Source organism: Halostagnicola sp. A-GB9-2 (assembly GCF_030068615.1).
Taxonomy (GTDB): Archaea; Halobacteriota; Halobacteria; order Halobacteriales; family Natrialbaceae; genus Halostagnicola.
In genome coordinates, this window is record NZ_JASJOC010000015.1 from 1 (window position 1) to 16,139 (window position 16,139).

General features: G+C 63.2%; 13 protein-coding genes. 7 read left to right on the plus strand and 6 right to left on the minus strand.

Features of this window, described 5'->3' with window-relative positions; all coding sequences use genetic code 11:
- Window positions 1–145 precede the first annotated feature (145 nt).
- A complete protein-coding gene (locus QNM96_RS20555) occupies window positions 146–619 on the plus strand; it encodes a hypothetical protein (RefSeq protein ID WP_283838677.1) in 474 nt (157 codons plus the stop codon).
- Between the two features lie 16 nt (window positions 620–635).
- On the opposite strand, the gene QNM96_RS20560 is transcribed toward QNM96_RS20555, so the two are convergent.
- The gene (locus tag QNM96_RS20560; RefSeq protein ID WP_283838678.1) at window positions 636–1,874 is read right to left on the minus strand and encodes an HD domain-containing protein; all 1,239 of its coding nucleotides are present in this window, start codon (window positions 1,872–1,874) and stop codon (window positions 636–638) included.
- A gap of 475 nt (window positions 1,875–2,349) precedes the next feature.
- Here QNM96_RS20560 and nikB point away from each other — a divergent pair, with 475 nt between their 5' ends.
- The 4 genes from nikB to QNM96_RS20580 all read left to right on the plus strand — a co-directional run bounded on the left by nikB (window position 2,350) and on the right by QNM96_RS20580 (window position 8,198).
- Window positions 2,350–3,306 carry a nickel ABC transporter permease gene (gene nikB, locus QNM96_RS20565; RefSeq protein ID WP_283838679.1) on the plus strand — a complete coding sequence of 319 codons (957 nt, stop codon included), beginning with the start codon at window positions 2,350–2,352 and terminating at the stop codon, window positions 3,304–3,306.
- Between the two features lie 91 nt (window positions 3,307–3,397).
- Window positions 3,398–4,228 (plus strand): nickel transporter permease, encoded by an 831-nt coding sequence (gene nikC, locus QNM96_RS20570; protein ID WP_345782559.1) that lies wholly within the window; start codon window positions 3,398–3,400, stop codon window positions 4,226–4,228.
- A gap of 1 nt (window position 4,229) precedes the next feature.
- Window positions 4,230–6,587, plus strand: a complete 2,358-nt coding sequence (locus QNM96_RS20575) for an ABC transporter ATP-binding protein (protein WP_283838681.1) — start codon at window positions 4,230–4,232, stop codon at window positions 6,585–6,587.
- A gap of 63 nt (window positions 6,588–6,650) precedes the next feature.
- The gene (locus QNM96_RS20580; RefSeq protein WP_283838682.1) at window positions 6,651–8,198 is read left to right on the plus strand and encodes an ABC transporter substrate-binding protein; all 1,548 of its coding nucleotides are present in this window, start codon (window positions 6,651–6,653) and stop codon (window positions 8,196–8,198) included.
- 61 nt (window positions 8,199–8,259) lie between these two features.
- Here QNM96_RS20580 and QNM96_RS20585 read toward each other — a convergent pair whose 3' ends face one another.
- The 5 genes from QNM96_RS20585 to QNM96_RS20605 all read right to left on the minus strand — a co-directional run bounded on the left by QNM96_RS20585 (window position 8,260) and on the right by QNM96_RS20605 (window position 13,107).
- Window positions 8,260–9,258, minus strand: coding sequence for a zinc-binding dehydrogenase (locus tag QNM96_RS20585; RefSeq protein ID WP_283838683.1), 999 nt, complete (start codon window positions 9,256–9,258; stop codon window positions 8,260–8,262).
- An 82-nt stretch (window positions 9,259–9,340) separates the two neighbouring features.
- Window positions 9,341–10,030, minus strand: a complete 690-nt coding sequence (locus QNM96_RS20590; RefSeq protein WP_283838684.1) for a creatininase family protein — start codon at window positions 10,028–10,030, stop codon at window positions 9,341–9,343.
- Between the two features lie 159 nt (window positions 10,031–10,189).
- Complete coding sequence (locus QNM96_RS20595; protein WP_283838685.1) at window positions 10,190–10,807, minus strand: nitroreductase family protein; 618 nt, start codon at window positions 10,805–10,807, stop codon at window positions 10,190–10,192.
- Window positions 10,808–11,029: 222 nt separating this feature from the next.
- Window positions 11,030–12,106, minus strand: coding sequence for a methionine synthase (locus tag QNM96_RS20600; protein ID WP_283838686.1), 1,077 nt, complete (start codon window positions 12,104–12,106; stop codon window positions 11,030–11,032).
- A complete protein-coding gene (locus tag QNM96_RS20605; RefSeq protein WP_283838687.1) occupies window positions 12,103–13,107 on the minus strand; it encodes a 5-methyltetrahydropteroyltriglutamate--homocysteine methyltransferase in 1,005 nt (334 codons plus the stop codon). Before QNM96_RS20605 ends, QNM96_RS20600 begins: the two co-directional genes overlap by 4 nt.
- Window positions 13,108–13,267: 160 nt before the next feature.
- Between QNM96_RS20605 and QNM96_RS20610 the strand changes: the two genes are divergently transcribed.
- Both QNM96_RS20610 and QNM96_RS20615 read left to right on the plus strand, forming a co-directional pair.
- A complete protein-coding gene (locus QNM96_RS20610) occupies window positions 13,268–14,323 on the plus strand; it encodes a site-specific DNA-methyltransferase (protein ID WP_283838688.1) in 1,056 nt (351 codons plus the stop codon).
- Window positions 14,324–14,418: 95 nt separating this feature from the next.
- A complete protein-coding gene (locus QNM96_RS20615) occupies window positions 14,419–16,086 on the plus strand; it encodes a gamma-glutamyltransferase family protein (protein WP_283838689.1) in 1,668 nt (555 codons plus the stop codon).
- Window positions 16,087–16,139: the final 53 nt, after the last annotated feature.

Genomic DNA, 16,139 nt, shown 5'->3' on the forward strand with positions numbered 1-16,139 from the left:
GTCGAGAGTGAAGTTCAGCGCGTCAAACGCCGTTTATGGTCGAATTGTCGGATTCATCCCCGTCCTAAAGGACGAGGCTTTCTCCTTGACTTTCCGCAAACCGAACGACCGACACCTTTTGTTTCCCGAATCGCTACGAAGGCGTATGAACCGACGGACGCTCCTGATCGGAGCGGCGACAGTTCCACTCGCCGGTTGTCTCGATTTCGGCGAGGGCGGCGGTTCCGGACTGCCGAGCAGCGGACAACCCGACCTGCTCGACGAACGCGGTGAAATCGAAATCGTCATCGACGGCTCGGAGTTCAATCTCTCACAGGACCGATTTCAGGCCGAACACTCGCAGAATCACTCGTTAGATTTCCACCTCCACGAGTTCGACGACTACTGGTATATGGAAGGTATCGAACGGGTTACGGTCGCTGAAGGAGTCGATCTCCTTCCGTACGTCGAATATACGCAGGAGAACGATAGCCGTCGTCTCGTCATCGACGAAACGGAGTACGACGACCGCGAGTCCGACACCGAAATTACGTTTTTCGTCGAGGACGACGAAGTCGATCCGACCGAGTACGAACTCAAGGACGGAGACGAGGTTCGTGTCGAAATCACGACCGAGTAACTGCCTTTTTGCTCTGTCACTCGCTCGAGTCGCCGACGAACTGATCCAGCGTCGTGTAGATGCTGTTTCGAACGTCGCTGACGAGCGGTCCGTCAATGTCGAGCCCGAGCACGTTCAGCGCCGCGCGGCCGACCTGTTCGCTTGAGGCCGCAGGCGAGTAGACGCCGAGTCGCCATTGAGAGTACTGAGCCGATCGCAGCGCGTCCACGAGCGGCGACTGCTGGCCAAGCGGGCGCACCTCGCCGTTGACCATCACTCGAGACGTCGATTCGGTCATCGACGGCCGACTCGGAACGTCCAGAATGACCGCTTCGGGATCGACATCGGCGTTCTCCGCAATCTCACGTTCGAACTCGCGGATCGCGTCGTGATCCGATTCGATGATTCCGCCGGGAACGTCGTCGATTTCGGCCCAGACCGCGCGTTTGTAGAGGTTACGATGATCCAGCCTGCGGGAGAATTCGCTCGTTTCCGGACGCCTTCGCAGGGCGACGATCAGATCGTGATCGTCCATTCGCTGGAGGGTTGCGGCATCGGTCTCGGTCTGTTCGAGGAGCTGCTCGCCCGCTCGTCTGAGCATTGCCTTGCTGATTCTGGCGACGCTGTGACTGTACACCGTTGGGTTCATCAGCGCGCGCGCGACGAGTAGGCTCTCTGCGGTCTGGACGTTACCTTCTGCGAGAACGAGTTCACCGTCGACAAAGGAGAGTTCGCGCACGAGTCGCCCATGGTCGATCGTTCCGTACGGGACGCCGGTGTGGTGGGCGTCTCTGACGAGGTAGTCCATTCGGTCCACGTCGAGTTCACCCGAAACCAGTTGGCCGAACCGACCGTCGCCGGCGACGAGATCCGCCACGTTGTCGGGCTCGAGGTCGTGGTCTCGAAGCACGTCCCCGACCGCGCCGTCGGCGAGCAGGCCGTGAACGTCGTCGTGATATCTGCCCGTTCGACGGTAGGTCAACGACTCGAGGTTGTGACTGAACGGTCCGTGTCCAACGTCGTGTAAGACCGCCGCGGCCTCGACGCGTTCGGCTTGCTTCCCTTCCACGCCGAGGTGTTCGAGGGCGTTACACGCGAGGTGGTAGACGCCGAGGCTGTGCTCGAAGCGGGTGTGGTTCGCCGAGGGATAGACCAGCGAGACGGTTCCGAGCTGTTTGATCCGTCGGAGCCGCTGGAGCGGCGGCGTATCGATCAGATCGCGTGCGACTCCGTCGATCTGAATGTGATCGTGCACGCTGTCCTTGATAACTTTCATTGCCGACGTTTCGGCTGGATGCTACAAAAACTGTTGTACACCCACGACACGGAAGAACCTGAGTTCTTCGATGCGGTGGCGTTTTGCGTTCGCTTCGGGTGAGGTATTTATATCACCAGGTCCTCTCGTCGGATTCTTCTACGACGAACAACATCACAGATAATATTCGGTATCGGTTAAATAGCAAGAGTTAATATAAATTTCCCTAATGATAATAACATGGCCGGAGCCATAGACAGTGCTCGGATCAATCGGCGGCGGCCGATTCGATCGGGATGGATCGTTTCGAGGTGCAAACCCGAAGTTTTACAACTAACATTTCACTACTTAAAATCGAATTGATGTCCGTGACGCATCATCCCGGTTACCCACGGACCGACACGTCCCGTTCCGGGGCGGTCGACGCTCGTGTGCTAAATACACAGTCGACATCGATGCCGATACGAGGAGTATGGATCCGCCGGAGTGAAAACGCGTGATACGATCCCTTCTCTCTCGGATTGGCTCGATGTCAGTCGTCCTCGTGGGCGTTTCGCTTATCACGTACGCGTTCGTATTTCTCACGCCCGGCGATCCAGCGTACACGATCCTCAGAGAGCAACAACAGGGCCCCCCATCCGACGCGCAGGTCGAAGCGTTTCGAGCCGAACAGGGCCTCGACGAGCCGTTCGTCGTGCAGTACGCTTCCTGGCTCGGAGACGCCGTTCAGGGAGACCTCGGCATCTCTTATTACCGATCGGAACCCGTCACGTCGCTGTTGCTCGAGTACCTACCGAACACGCTCGAGCTCGCCCTCGCCGCGGTAGCGGTTTCGTTGCTGCTGGCGATTCCGACGGGAGTTGCAAGCGCCGTCCATCGGGACACGTGGATCGATCGAACCAGCCAAATCGTCGCGCTGACCGGCATTTCGATGCCGAACTTCTGGCTGGGATACCTGCTAATTCTCGTCTGCTCGCTCTGGTTGGGACTTACACCCGTTTCCGGCGCGGGAACGCTTGGCCACCTGGTGTTGCCCGCGATCACCCTCGGGACGGGGATGGCCGCGGTCGTCACACGACTGGTCCGCACGTCGATGCTCGAGGTGCTTGACGCCGAGTACGTCGATACGGCGCGGTCGAAGGGCGTCCGCGAACGCCTCGTGGTGTACAAACACGCCCTGCGAAACGCACTCATTCCGGTCGTGACCATCGTCGGACTGCAGTTCGGGTTTATTCTCAACGGCGCGGTCATCGTCGAGGTTGTCTTCCAGCGTCCCGGGCTCGGCACCTTGCTCGTCGACTCCATTTTTATCCGTGACTATCCGATCGTACAGGGCGTTGTCCTGGTGACCGCGGTCGCGTTCGTGGTGACCAACCAACTCGTCGACCTCGCTTACGTCGCGCTCGACCCGCGAATCGAGCCGGGCGGCCGAGGGGTGAGCGCGAATGAGTGAACACACCGCGGGCCGGAGTCAGCCCACCTCGAGGGTCTCTGCCGTTCTCGAGCGCGTGCGGCGGTTCGGTCGCTCTCGGGTCGGAACGGCGATGCGGATGAACGGACAGATTCGCCTCGGCGGCGGGATCGTCTGTCTGCTCGGACTCGTCGCGGTCGTCGGACCGTTTCTCACGCCGTACGATCCGGCGGCCCAGGCGCTTGAAACTCGCCTCCAGGGGCCGTCGCTCGCACATCCGCTCGGAACCGACTCGCTCGGGCGTGACGTTGCGACGCGGCTGGTCCACGGCGCGCGGATTTCGCTCGCGCTCGCCGTCGCAGCCACGGCCGTACGGGTCGTCCTCGGTACGACTATCGGACTGCTCGCGGCCGTCAGCGGCGGGCTGGTCGACACCGCGTTGATGCGACTCGCGGACATTCAGCTCGCGTTCCCGGGACTCGTTCTGGCGCTGGTGATCGCCGGGGCGCTCGGACCCAGCATCCAAAACGTTGTCATCGCCCTCTCGGTAGTCGGATGGGCGACGTACGCGCGGATCGTTCGCGCCAATGCACTCGCCGTCAAGGAGCGGCCGTTTGTGCAATCGGCTCGCCTCTATGGCACGCCGAAACGGCGGATCGTCAGGCGGCACCTGCTCCCGAACGTCGTCAACCCGGTGGTCGTCCTCGCGACGCTCAACCTCGGGACGGTCGTGCTCGCGGCCGCCGGCCTCTCGTTTCTCGGCCTCGGCGCACAACCGCCGACGGCGGAGTGGGGGACGATGATCGCCGGCGGCCGGGACTACCTACGAGCCGCGCCGTGGCTGATCACGGCACCCGGCGTCGCGATCGCGTTCACCGTCATCGGGTTCAACCTCCTCGGCGACGGTCTACGGGATGCACTGGACACTGACCACATTGACGACGGCAAACGGAGGCGAACCTGAGATGACCGGAACGCTCTCGGTGGAGGACCTGCACGTCAGGTTCCGAACCGAATCCGGGCAGGTTCACGCGGTCAACGGCGTGAGCTTCGAGGTATCTCAGGGCGAGATCGTCGGCCTCGTCGGCGAGAGCGGCTGCGGCAAATCGGTCACCGCGCGCTCGCTCGTCCGCCTCGAGGATCCCGGAGAGATCGTCGACGGGCGCGTGCGCTTCGACGGACGCGAACTCACGACCGCCGATGAGCGGACGTTGCGAGGGCTTCGAAGCACCGAGCTGGCGATGGTCCCGCAGGATCCGTCGACGGCGCTCAATCCGGCCTACACCGTCGGCGAACAGATCGCCGAGGCGCTTCGAGTTCACCGGAGTCCAGATGACCAGCCGTTTTTCTCGGAGCTCGCCATTGGTGTCAGCTCGCGGCTTCGCTCTCGAGCGCTCCAGTCGCGAGTTCTCGAGTTGCTGGAGACGGTTGATATTCCCCGTCCCGAGGACCGGATCGACGACTACCCCCACCAGTTCAGCGGCGGCATGCGCCAGCGTGTCTTGCTCGCGATCGCCCTTGCCCGCGATCCGTCGGTGCTGATCGCCGACGAGCCGACGACGGGATTAGATACGACGACGCAAGCGGCGATTTTGGACCGACTGGCCGACCTCAACGACTCTCGAGACATGGGAATGTTGCTGATCAGCCACGACTTCGGCGTCGTCTCGGAACTGTGTGATCGGGTCGTCGTCATGTACAACGGGACGGTCGTCGAGCGTGGGCCGGTCGAAGCGGTCCGTTCGAATCCGACCCACCCCTACACGAAGGCGCTACTGGGTTGTCTGCCACACCGATCCGAACCGCAATCGCGACTGCCGACGGTCGGGGGGTCACCGCCGGATGGATCCGCGTCACCGGACGGCTGTGCCTTCGTCGACCGGTGTCCGTTCGCGACGGAAGATTGCCGCGGGGCCGCTCCGCCGGTCGTTCACGTCGCGGACAACCACGACGTCCGGTGTGGCGTTTCCCAAGCGCGCGAGGCGACCCTCGAGTCGACGCTTGCGGCCGACGACGACGGTTCGTTGGACAACCCAGCACCGGCGGGAGATCCGGATGCGAGACAACCGACTCCGGCGACCGTCGTGGACGGCGGGGCCGTCCGAACTGACGAGACGGGCGGCGAACGGACGGGTGATCGAACGGCGGAACCGACGATCGCGAGCGATCCAGCGGCTACCGCCGAAAAACCGTCGGCAACCGCCGGCGACGACGCGACGGCCGCGCCCACCTCCGACTCCGGCGACACGTCGCCGGTCGTCGAACTCGAGAACGTCCACAAATCCTTCCGAGAATCCGACGCGCTCCTCGATCGAGTGCTTCCGTTCGGGGACGACGAGACGGTCGACGCCGTCAGGGGCGTCTCGCTCGAACTCCGCGCGGGGGAGACCCTCGGGCTCGTCGGCGAGAGCGGCTGCGGAAAGTCGACGCTGGCGAAGCTGGTGACCGGCCTCGAGGCGCCGACGGGCGGGAGCGTTCACATTCGCGGTGAGGCCGTCGACGGGGTCGACCGACGGACGAACGAGCAACTCGCAGAGATCGGTGCCGTCTTCCAGAACCCCGGAGCCAGTCTCAACCCGAAGCGGACGGTCGGCGAATCGATCGCCGAGCCATTATTCGAAGCCGGCTGGGACAAACAGCGACGAATCGATCGGATCGAAACGGTGCTCTCGCTCGTCGATCTCCCGCTCGAGTGCGCCGATCGGTACCCGCGACGGCTTTCCGGCGGTCAGCAACAGCGAGTGGCGATCGCTCGCGCGCTCGCGCTCGAGCCGGCGGTGCTCGTCCTGGACGAGCCGACGGCCGCCCTCGACGTCTCGACCCAGGCGACGGTCCTCAATCTCCTCGCCGACCTCCAGGACGAACTCGGGCTCGCGTACCTGTTCATCTCTCACGACCTCGACGTCGTGCGCAACGCCGCTGATCGAGTCGCCGCGATGTATCTGGGTCGGCTCGTGGAGGTCGGACCGACCGGGCGAACGCTCTCCAAACCGACACATCCCTACACACAGGCGCTTCTGGACTCGATCCCCGGCGATCGATTCGGCGAGGGGTCGTCCGATCTCCGACTCACGGGCGAGCCGCCGAGTCCGACCGACCCGCCCGATGGCTGTGCGTTCCACCCTCGCTGTCCCGCCGCCACGCCGGAGTGTTCGCGGATCGACCCCGACCTCGAGTCCGTCTCAGAAGGACAGTCGCGGTGTCTGTACGCACCCGATTGGCGGGACGGTGCGGGCGAGACCGATCAGCATCGAGTGACGGACGAACGGCGAGCGACGGGCGAACAGCAGTCGATGCCGCGATCGAGCGGCGACCAGCGCTGATCCCGCGAGTACCCACACCGACGCGAAACAGACCCCGAAACCGAATACGACGACCGAAAGACGATGACAGAACGAACACGACCGACGATGAACCGACGTACCGCCTTGCAAACGACGATCGGAACGGCCGCGCTCGCGGTTGCCGGCTGCCTCTCGAGCGAGCCGGACGAGGTCGACTTTCGAATCGGTTCCCCGTGGGACATCAATCGAGATCCCCTCGACGGCGGGAGTATGGTTCGGCGACTCGGAATCGCGGAGTCCTTACTCAGTGTCGACTACGAGGCGAACCCCGCACCGGGAATCGCGACCGAGTGGGATCGTCCAGACGACTACCACTGGGAGTTCTCGCTTCGCGAGGACGTAACCTTTCACGACGGCGACTCGCTCGAGGCGGAGACCGCGGTCGAATCGCTCGAGCGCACGTTCAACGCGGCTTCGTTTACGGACTTGCCGGTCGAATCGATCGACGCGACGGACGAGACCACTATCGAAATCGCGACTGAGACGCCGTTTTCGCCGCTACCCGCACATCTGGCCCGAAGCGACGCGTGCATCCTGAACCCCACGACGTTCGGCGATGAGGGGTCGGTTTCGGAACTGATCAGTACGGGACCGTTCGCCGTCGACGAGTTCCAGCCGGGCACCTCGGTAACGACCGTTCGCCACGAGGAGTACTACGGCGAGGTCCCCGAGATCGAATCTGTCCGCTGTGAGATCATCGAGGACGACCAGACTCGGCGCATGAACCTCGAGAACGGCGACATCGATATGGCGCGGATCATGCCCCTCGAGATGGTCGAGTCGCTCGAGACGAACGACGATATCGAACACTACATGCCCGAAATCCCGCGGATACGGTTTCTCACGTTCGACACCGAATCGGAGCCGTTCGACGATGCAGACGTTCGCCGGGCGGTGAACTTCGCGATCGATCTCGAGGGGCTCACCGAGTCGATCCTCGCAGGGGTCGACGAGCCCGCAGTTGGACCGTTTTCCGAGGAGATAACCGAGTGGGCGAACCCCGACCTCGAGGGGTACGAACACGACCCAGAACGCGCCCGCGACCTGCTCGCCGATGCCGGGTGGACGGCGGCCGGTTCCGACGACGTTCGAACCCGAGACGGCGAGGCCCTGGAGATCGAGTTCGTCACGTTCGACTCGAGAAGCCTGCCGTTGATCGCGGAGGTGCTTCAGGACGATCTCGCGACGGTCGGATTCGACGTCGACGTCTCGACGGTCGAGTACAATGCGATGCTCGACGAGGTCGGACAGGGGTCGTTTGACGGCTACCTCACCTCGTGGGGAACCTTGCAGTACCCGGATCCGGACCGCATCGCCGAAATGTTCCACTCCACGGATGCCACCCTGTTTCACGGGTACGAAAACGAGCGGGTCGACGAACTCCTCGAGGAAGCGCGCGAACTGACCGACCGGGAGGAACGAGCGGAACGGTACCACGAAGTGCAATCGATCGTCCGCGATGAGGCCCCCGTCGCCTTCCTCACGAACTACACCAACGTCGTGGCGACGGTGCCCGAACTCGAGGGCTATGAACCGCATCCGACGGAAGCGAGCTACGGGCTCGAGACCGTCTCGATGAACGGGGAGTGAGGCCGCGCCGTCCTCGGCGAATGTCCCCTCGCTGTCTTCGGGTTGTGATCCCCGAACAGTCTCACTCGTTGACGAGCAGAAGCTTGCCCTGGAAGTCGCCCGCTTCTCCCGCGCGGTGTGCGTCGGCGACGTCTTCGAAGGCGAATCGCTCGTCGATGTGCGGTTCGACGACGCCGTCGTCGACCAGCGTCGCGATATCCGCGAGTTCGTCGCCGATCCGCTCCTGTCGCTCGCCGAGTAACACGGGAAGGATCACGAGCACGACGCCGAGCTCGAGCGAGCGTTGGTGCATCGCGGAGAGGTCCTGCGTCGAGCTCGATTCCGTCGTTACAACGGTTCCGAACGGCTCTACAGCGTCGAAAGCCGTCTGGAGGTGGTCGTCGCCGATCGGATCGAAGACAACGTCGAAGCCGTCGCCGCCCGCGTGTTCCTCGACGTACGACTCGACGTCGGTCGCGGTGTAGTCGACCGTCGTGTCGGCACCGAACTCTTCGGCGAGAGCGCGTTTTTCTTCGCTCGAGGCCGTCGCGGTCACGTCGGCCCCGAACCAGTCGGCTAACTGGACGCCGATGTGACCGACGCCGCCGGTCGCGCCGTAGACGAGCACCTCGTCCCCGAGATAGACGGTCGACTTGTCCACGAGCATCTCCCAGGCTGTGAGCCCGACGACCGGTAACGCCGCGGCGTCCTCAAGCGGGATCGACGCCGGCGCGTGGGCGAACGTCCCGACGTGGCCGACGACGTAGTCGGCCAGCGAGCCCTGCCGTCCTGCGCCGCCGGGCATACCGTACACCTCGTCACCTTCGTCGAAGCGCGTGACGTTCGCGCCGACTTCGTCGACGACGCCCGACACGTCACAGTGGAGCGTCGCAGGGAATTCCGGCGCGAAATCGGGAATGGCTCCCTGTCGGATCTTGTAATCGACGGGATTGACGCTCGAGGCGACGACTTCGACGCGAATTTCGTTCGGATCGGGTTCGGGAACGTCGACGGTCGTCTCCGTGAAAACGTCCGGTTCTCCGTACTCTTCGATCACGTGGGCGGTCATTTCGGAAGGCATACCGATTCGACAGTCGGTCGCCAACAGGGAATATACGGCGCTTGCGGCGATCGAGTGGGGTGGTCGCGGCGACCCGAAACGCCTAGTCGACGCGTTCAACAAACGAACCGAGCGCGTCGACTGCCGTCTGGAACACCGCTTCGCCCTGTTTTGCGGTGGCGCCGGTCGCGTCTCCGACCGCACCGTTTTCGCTAAAGCCGTCGGTGAATCGGTGGAGGGTCCCGCCGTCGACCGTGTCGTCCCACTCGAGTGCGTCGCCGACGACGGGTTCGCCGACGTCGTCCGGGCACAGGTGGAGCAAGACGGCAGTCTCGAGTTCGCCCGCGTGACCGACGTGCTCGTCGACGGCGCGCATCCACTCCCAGCGATAGGCCTCGAGGCCGTTCGACGGCGATTCGCTGACCTCTCGAGCGAGGTGTGCGAGCGTGTCTCCGTTCCCGCCGTGGCCGTTGACGAACACGACGGTTTCGACGCTCGAGTCCGACAGCGACGCGACGATGTCCCGAACGTAGCTCCGGAGGGTTTCGGGCGAGACAGAGAGGGTGCCAGGGAAGTGTTCGTGATACGGGGCGACACCCACGGGAAGCGCCGGGAGCACGACCGAGTCGGTGTCGCCTGTCCGGTCTGCTTCGGCGGCAATTGCTCGCGCGACGATCGTATCGGTTCCAACGGGCGCGTGCGGTCCGTGCTGTTCCGTACTCCCGACGGGAAGCAGGGCTATCGTCGGCGCTTTCTCGTCGACCTCCGTCCACGAACTCGTCTCGAGGTGCATGCGATCACCTTCTCGCGCTGAAACTAAGGGACTGCTATCTCGAGTCGTCGCACGATGAGTGAAGGTCGCTCCGAGTGGTGGCTCTTGGGCCCTACTTGCGGCGTTCTCGAGGCCGCAAGAGGGAAAAACAGGGAGTGTGTTTCGGAAACGTCGCTTTCGTTACTGCTCGAACCCGCCCTGGAACGTGATCTCCGAAAGTGGTTTGCGGTCGCTCGGCTGCTCACGTTCCTGCAGTTCCTCCGAGAGCGTCTCGGGCGGCGCGCGCTCGCCGACCGCGAACATGGCTTCGACTTCGAACTCCTCTGGGACATCGAGGTCTTCGGCGGCCTGCTCGTAATCGAACCCGGCCATCCCGTGGACCGCAAGCCCTCGACGTGCGCCCTCGAGCGCGAGGTTCTGCCAGGCGGCACCCGTATCGAAGGAGTGGACCGGCGCGGGTTCGCCGTTGTGATCGAACGTCGTCTTCGAGACGACGACGGCGAGGACGCCCGCCTCGGTGGCCCACTGGTTACCCTCGCTCAGGAGGTCGACGAAGGTGTCCCACTCGTCGTCCTCTCGAGTCGCGTAGAGGAACCGCCAGTGCTGGTTGTTGAACGCCGACGGAGCCCATCGGGCGGCTTCGAACAGCGGGAGATACTGTGCTTCTTCGAGCGCTTCACCGGTCATCGCCCGCGGAGACCATCGGTTGACAAACAGCGGGTCGATTTCGTGGTCAGGGTCGCGGTGGTCGGCGACTTCGTCGTTGAGTTCGCGGTCAGTAGCAACTGTCTCTTGCATACTCCGGCGTTCGGTCCCCACGTATGTCTGTGTTTTTGGACGGTTGGGTTACCTGGTAACGCTCGTGTCGTCGGTTCGAGTCAACAACTGTCGTGAAATCCGTTCCCAGGCCACTTCCAGAGTTCCGCTCGCGGGGATTCGCGGTCGGCGCGCTGACCGCTCGAGCGATGAACGCGCCAAGAAAAACGGGTTCGAACGCGGCGATAACACGCCGTCGAAAATCTAATCGTCCGCAGGCGCAGGCGTCTCGCGTTCAATGTCGATTTCGCCGGCATCGAGCTGTGCTTCGACGTTGCGAGCGGCCTCGACCATGTTCGCCATCTTGCCGTAGGCGACCTCGCGCGGAAGGAGCTTCACGCCGCAGTCCGGCGAGACGACGAGCTGTTCGGGCGGCACGATCTCGAGCCCTTTCTTTATGTTCTCCTCGATCTGCTCGACCGACTCGACTTCCGCAACGTGAACGTCGGTCACGCCGAGTGCGAGATCCGCGGTGAACTCGGGGTCCTTGAAGACATCGAGCTGGTCGTAGTCGCCGTTGGCGAGTTCGAGGTCGAACTCGTCGACGGGGAACTCGAGGATCTCGGGGTAGATCCGGGAGTAGTCGCCGTAACAGACGTGGAGGCCGATGCGAACTTCCTCGGGAATGTCGGCGACGATGTGTTCGAGCGCTTCGCCGACGATAGCGTGGTCGTCAGGCGTCGTCGCGAGCGCGGGCTCGTCGATCTGGATGTAGCGAGCGCCGGCGTCGACGAGCTTTTCGATCTCCTCGTTAACGAGGTCGGCAAGCTCGAGCGTGAGGTCGTCGTCGTCGTCGTAGGCCTCGTTGAACGACCAGTTCGCAAGGGTGTAGGGTCCCGTGATGGGGACCTTGACGGGGCGGTCGCTGGCCTCGGCGGTGAACTCGTACTCGTCAACGAGCCAGGTTTCGTCGTACTTGACCTCGCTGACGACGCTCGGCTTATCGAAGTAGTTGTGTCCCCAGACCTTGACCGGACCGTTGAACTCGTAGCCCTCGATACGGTGGGCGAAGAACTCGACCATCTCGTTTCGGCGCATCTCGCCGTCGACGACGACGTCGAGTCCCGCTCGCTCGTGTTCGTTGGTGATGAGGCGGGCGGCGTCGTCTTTGGCTTCCTGATAGTCGCCCTCGTCGAATCCGTGGTCCGGGTCCTGATAGAGCTCTTTTGCGCGGTTGAGCCACTTCGGTTTGGCGTAGCTGCCGACGACCGTCGACAGCAGGAAGTGGTCGTTTTCGTGATCGTCCGGTCGGAACTGGTCTTTGTTCTCGTTCGTGCTCATGCGGCTTTCACCTCGGCGAGATCCGCGGCTTCGGCAAGGATCTCGAGTTTCGCTTCGTGTTTGTTATACGGCAGGTGGAACGTTCCCGTGTTCGTGGTCAGGTAGACGGTCTCGAAGTCGGTGACGGGAATCTGGTCGAACACCCAGTCGGTTCGATCTCGAACCGCTTCCGGATCCTCGACAAGCGTGTTCTGGCCGTCGACGAGTCCGAGCGAGATCTCGTTCGTCGCGCCGTACTCCTGAATGTTGTAGAGGTTGTCCTCCTGTTCGGAGACGAAGTCGAAGCCGACCGCGTCGATGTCGGCATCGAGCAGGTGCGCGTAGGTCTTCTCCTCGAGTGCGCCCCAGTAGGGGTGGGCGACGACGTCGGCGTCGGTCGCGGCGGCGACCGTGTCGATGGCCTCGCTGGCGCGTTCGTCGAGTCCGTCTTCGGGTGCATCTTCGACGAGCGACGGCTCGAGCAGGTACAGCGTCTCGACCTCCGGGAATGCCTCGACCTCGCCCGCGAGGAAGTCAGCAACCGCGGCAAGAAAGTCGGCTTCGTCGTCGTAGTGTTCGTCGGTCGCGAGCTCGGCCAGTGAGTACGGACCGGGGAGAACCGCCTGTAGATCCGCATCCGGCGCGAGTTCACTGGTCGCCTCGAGCTCGGACGCAATGTCGCCGGAGAAATCGAGCTCGCCGGAGACGACGGGCTCTCGGTAGAAGTTGTTGTTGTCGTAGTATCGAACGATGCCCCGCGTTTCGACGGCATCGTGGACGGCAAGGGGATGGGCGAGCATATCGTCCCAGCGCAGTTGCCCTTCAACGATGCGGTCGAGCCCGGCATCCTGTTGGGCGTCGACTACTTCTTCTCGAGCGCTTTCGTAAACCGAGGTAATCTCCTCGCTTTCGTCACCGCCGATGAGGTCGTGCTTCTGGTGTCCCTTCAGATCCGAAAGGTCGTCTTTCGCCCAATCGGGGAGCGCAAAGAGCCCCGCCGTGGTCGAAACGTATTCGGTCATGCGTATAGCCGGCTAGGCTATGCCGACGCTTAATATTTTCCATCCACGTTAATACACCACAGTAATTATGCGGCGGAAGCCGTCCGAAGCTCGACGCCGTCGGGACAGACGGAAATCGGTGACGAAGGACCTAAGAGGTGAACGCAGACAATGTGAGTTAATGGAGACGACCCACCGGTTGTTCGTCGGCGACTCGCGGGACCTGACCGCCGTCGCTGACGATTCCGTCGAACTCGTCGTCACGTCTCCGCCGTATCCGATGATCGAGATGTGGGACGATCTCTTTACCGACCTTGATCCGGACGTCTCGAGCGCGCTGGATGCGGGTGACGGACAGGCGGCGTTCGATGCGATGCACGCCCAACTCGATCGCGTCTGGGACGAACTCGAGCGGGTGCTCGTCGACGGCGGAATCGCCTGTATCAACGTTGGCGATGCGACCCGCTCGCTCGAGGACAGCTTTCGCGTCTATCCGAATCACGCGCGAGTGACGGAGGCGTTCGAAGAGCGAGGGTTCGACCCGCTCCCCGACGTGCTCTGGCGGAAGCCGGCTAACAGCGCCGCGAAGTTCATGGGAAGCGGCATGATCCCGCCGAATGCGTACGTCACGCTCGAACACGAGTACGTCCTGATCTTTCGCAACGGCGGCGACCGTCGGTCGTTCGAACCCGGCGCGGATCGGCGGTACGAAGCGGCCTACTTCTGGGAGGAACGCAACCGCTGGTTCACCGACGTTTGGACGGAAGTCCGGGGCGAGTTACAGGACCTCGAGAACGTGCCCGAGGACGTTCGGGAACGTTCCGGCGCGTATCCGCTCGAGATACCGTATCGCCTAATATCGATGTATTCGACGTACGGCGACACCGTTCTCGATCCGTTCTGGGGGACCGGAACGACCTCCCTGGCCGCGATCTGTGCCGGCCGTAACTCCGTCGGCTACGAACTCGAGGACGGCTTCCTCGACGTCTTCGACGAACGGGTCGCCGAAATCGGATCCCTCTCGAGGGATATCGGTCGAACGCGCCTCGAACGACACCGCGAGTTCGTCGAGCAACGCCGACGAGACGGGGATGACCTTTCCTACGAAGCCGCCAACTACGACGTCCCCGTCATGACGAAGATGGAATCCGAGATTCTGTTCAGAGAGGCCGAGGAGGTACGAGAAACCGACGCGGGGTATCGCGTCGAACACGTTCCGCTCGAAGAATCCAAGTAAGCGCCGGAGCGTTCTCGTCAGCGTTTCACGCTGTGACGACGGCCCCACACTACCGCGACGCGGACTTTTTATACGGTCTCGAGCAAACCACCGCTATGGATATCGACCTGGACCGGTACGACTCGAGGCGATCGACGGTCTACGCGGATCGTGGAATGGTTGCCACGAGCCAACCGTTGGCGGCGCAGGCGGGAGTTTCAGTTCTCCAAGACGGCGGGAACGCGTTCGACGCCGCCGTCGCGACGGCAGCCGCGCTCAACGTCGTCGAGCCCACTTCAACGGGTCTGGGCGGCGACGTCTTCGCGCTCTATCGGACTGCCGACGGGGAGGTCGGCGGCATGCGTTCCTGCGGCGGTGCGCCTGCTGATGCGACCATCGAGAACGTCCGGGCCTCGCTCGAGGAGACGGACGATCGGTCGGCGTACTATCCCGAGTCGAGAGGGTACGCGGTCGACGCGGGCGAGGAGACCGACGACCTCGAGATGCCGTTTCTCGGCCCCCACGCCGTCACCGTTCCCGGGACGGCGCGAGGTTGGGAGGCGACGATCGATAAGTTCGGCGAGACGTCGCTCGCTCGCGCGCTCGAGCCGGCCATCCACTACGCGACGGAAGGGTACCCCGTCTCCGAAGTGATCTCGTACTACTGGAAGGGTGCCGACGAACTCTTCACCGACGATAACGCTCGCGAAACGTACCTTTTTGACGGGGAAACGCCCGCCGCGGGTCAGACTGTAACGCTCCCGCGTCTCGGCGAGTCGATGCAAACGATCGCGACGGAAGGGGCCGACGCGGTCTACGAGGGCGAGATAGCCGGCGAAATCGCCGAAGAGATACAGCGCCAGGGCGGGTTCATGACTCGCGAGGATCTCGCGAATTTCGAACCGGAGTTCGTCGACCCCGTGAGCACGACCTACAACGGCGCGGAGATCTTCGAACTGCCGCCGAACAACCAGGGGCTGATCGCCCTCGAGGCGTTAAATATCGCCGAGGAAATCGACGCGGGCGAGCACGCCTACGATTCGCCCGAGCGGGTGCACGCGTTCGCCGAAGCGATGAAACTCGCGTTCGTCGATGGCCACCACTACATCACGGATCCGGAGTACGAGAAGGTGCCCCCGCTGGCGTCGAAAGCCTACGCCAGCGAGCGCGCCGAAGCCATCCGCGACGACGGGTCGCCGATTCAGGACCCGGCGGTGGGCGTTCCGACTCGAGCGGCCGAAGACGCCGACACCGTCTTGCTGACCGTCGGCGACGAGGACGGAAACCTGGTTTCGTTCATCAACTCCCGTTTTGCCGGCTTCGGGAGCGGAATCGTCGCTGGCGACACCGGCATCGCCCTCCAGAACCGCGGCGCATCGTTCTCGCTCGATCACGAGGACCCGAACAGTCTCGAGCCCGGAAAGCGCCCGTTTCACACGCTGGTTCCGGCTATCGCGAGGTTCGACGAAGACGACTGGGCGGCCTTCGGCGTAATGGGTGGATACATGCAACCGCAGGGCCACGTTCAGGTGATTTCGAACGTCGTCGACTACGGGATGACACCGCAACAGGCCCTCGATGCACCGCGATGGCGATACCGCGAAGACGGCGCGCTCGGCGTCGAGGAACGGTTGCCGAACGGATCAAAACTGGCACGAATCGGCCACGACGTTCGCGTCCTCCCGCCGACGCTGTTCGGCGGCGGACAGGTCGTCAGGTTACGAAACGGGACCCTCGAGGGCGGTACCGAACCGAGAAAGGACGGCGATGTCGCTGGGTATTGATTCCGCTCGGCCGTTCGCATCAACGAGAAAATGTAGATCTATTGAAAATACGC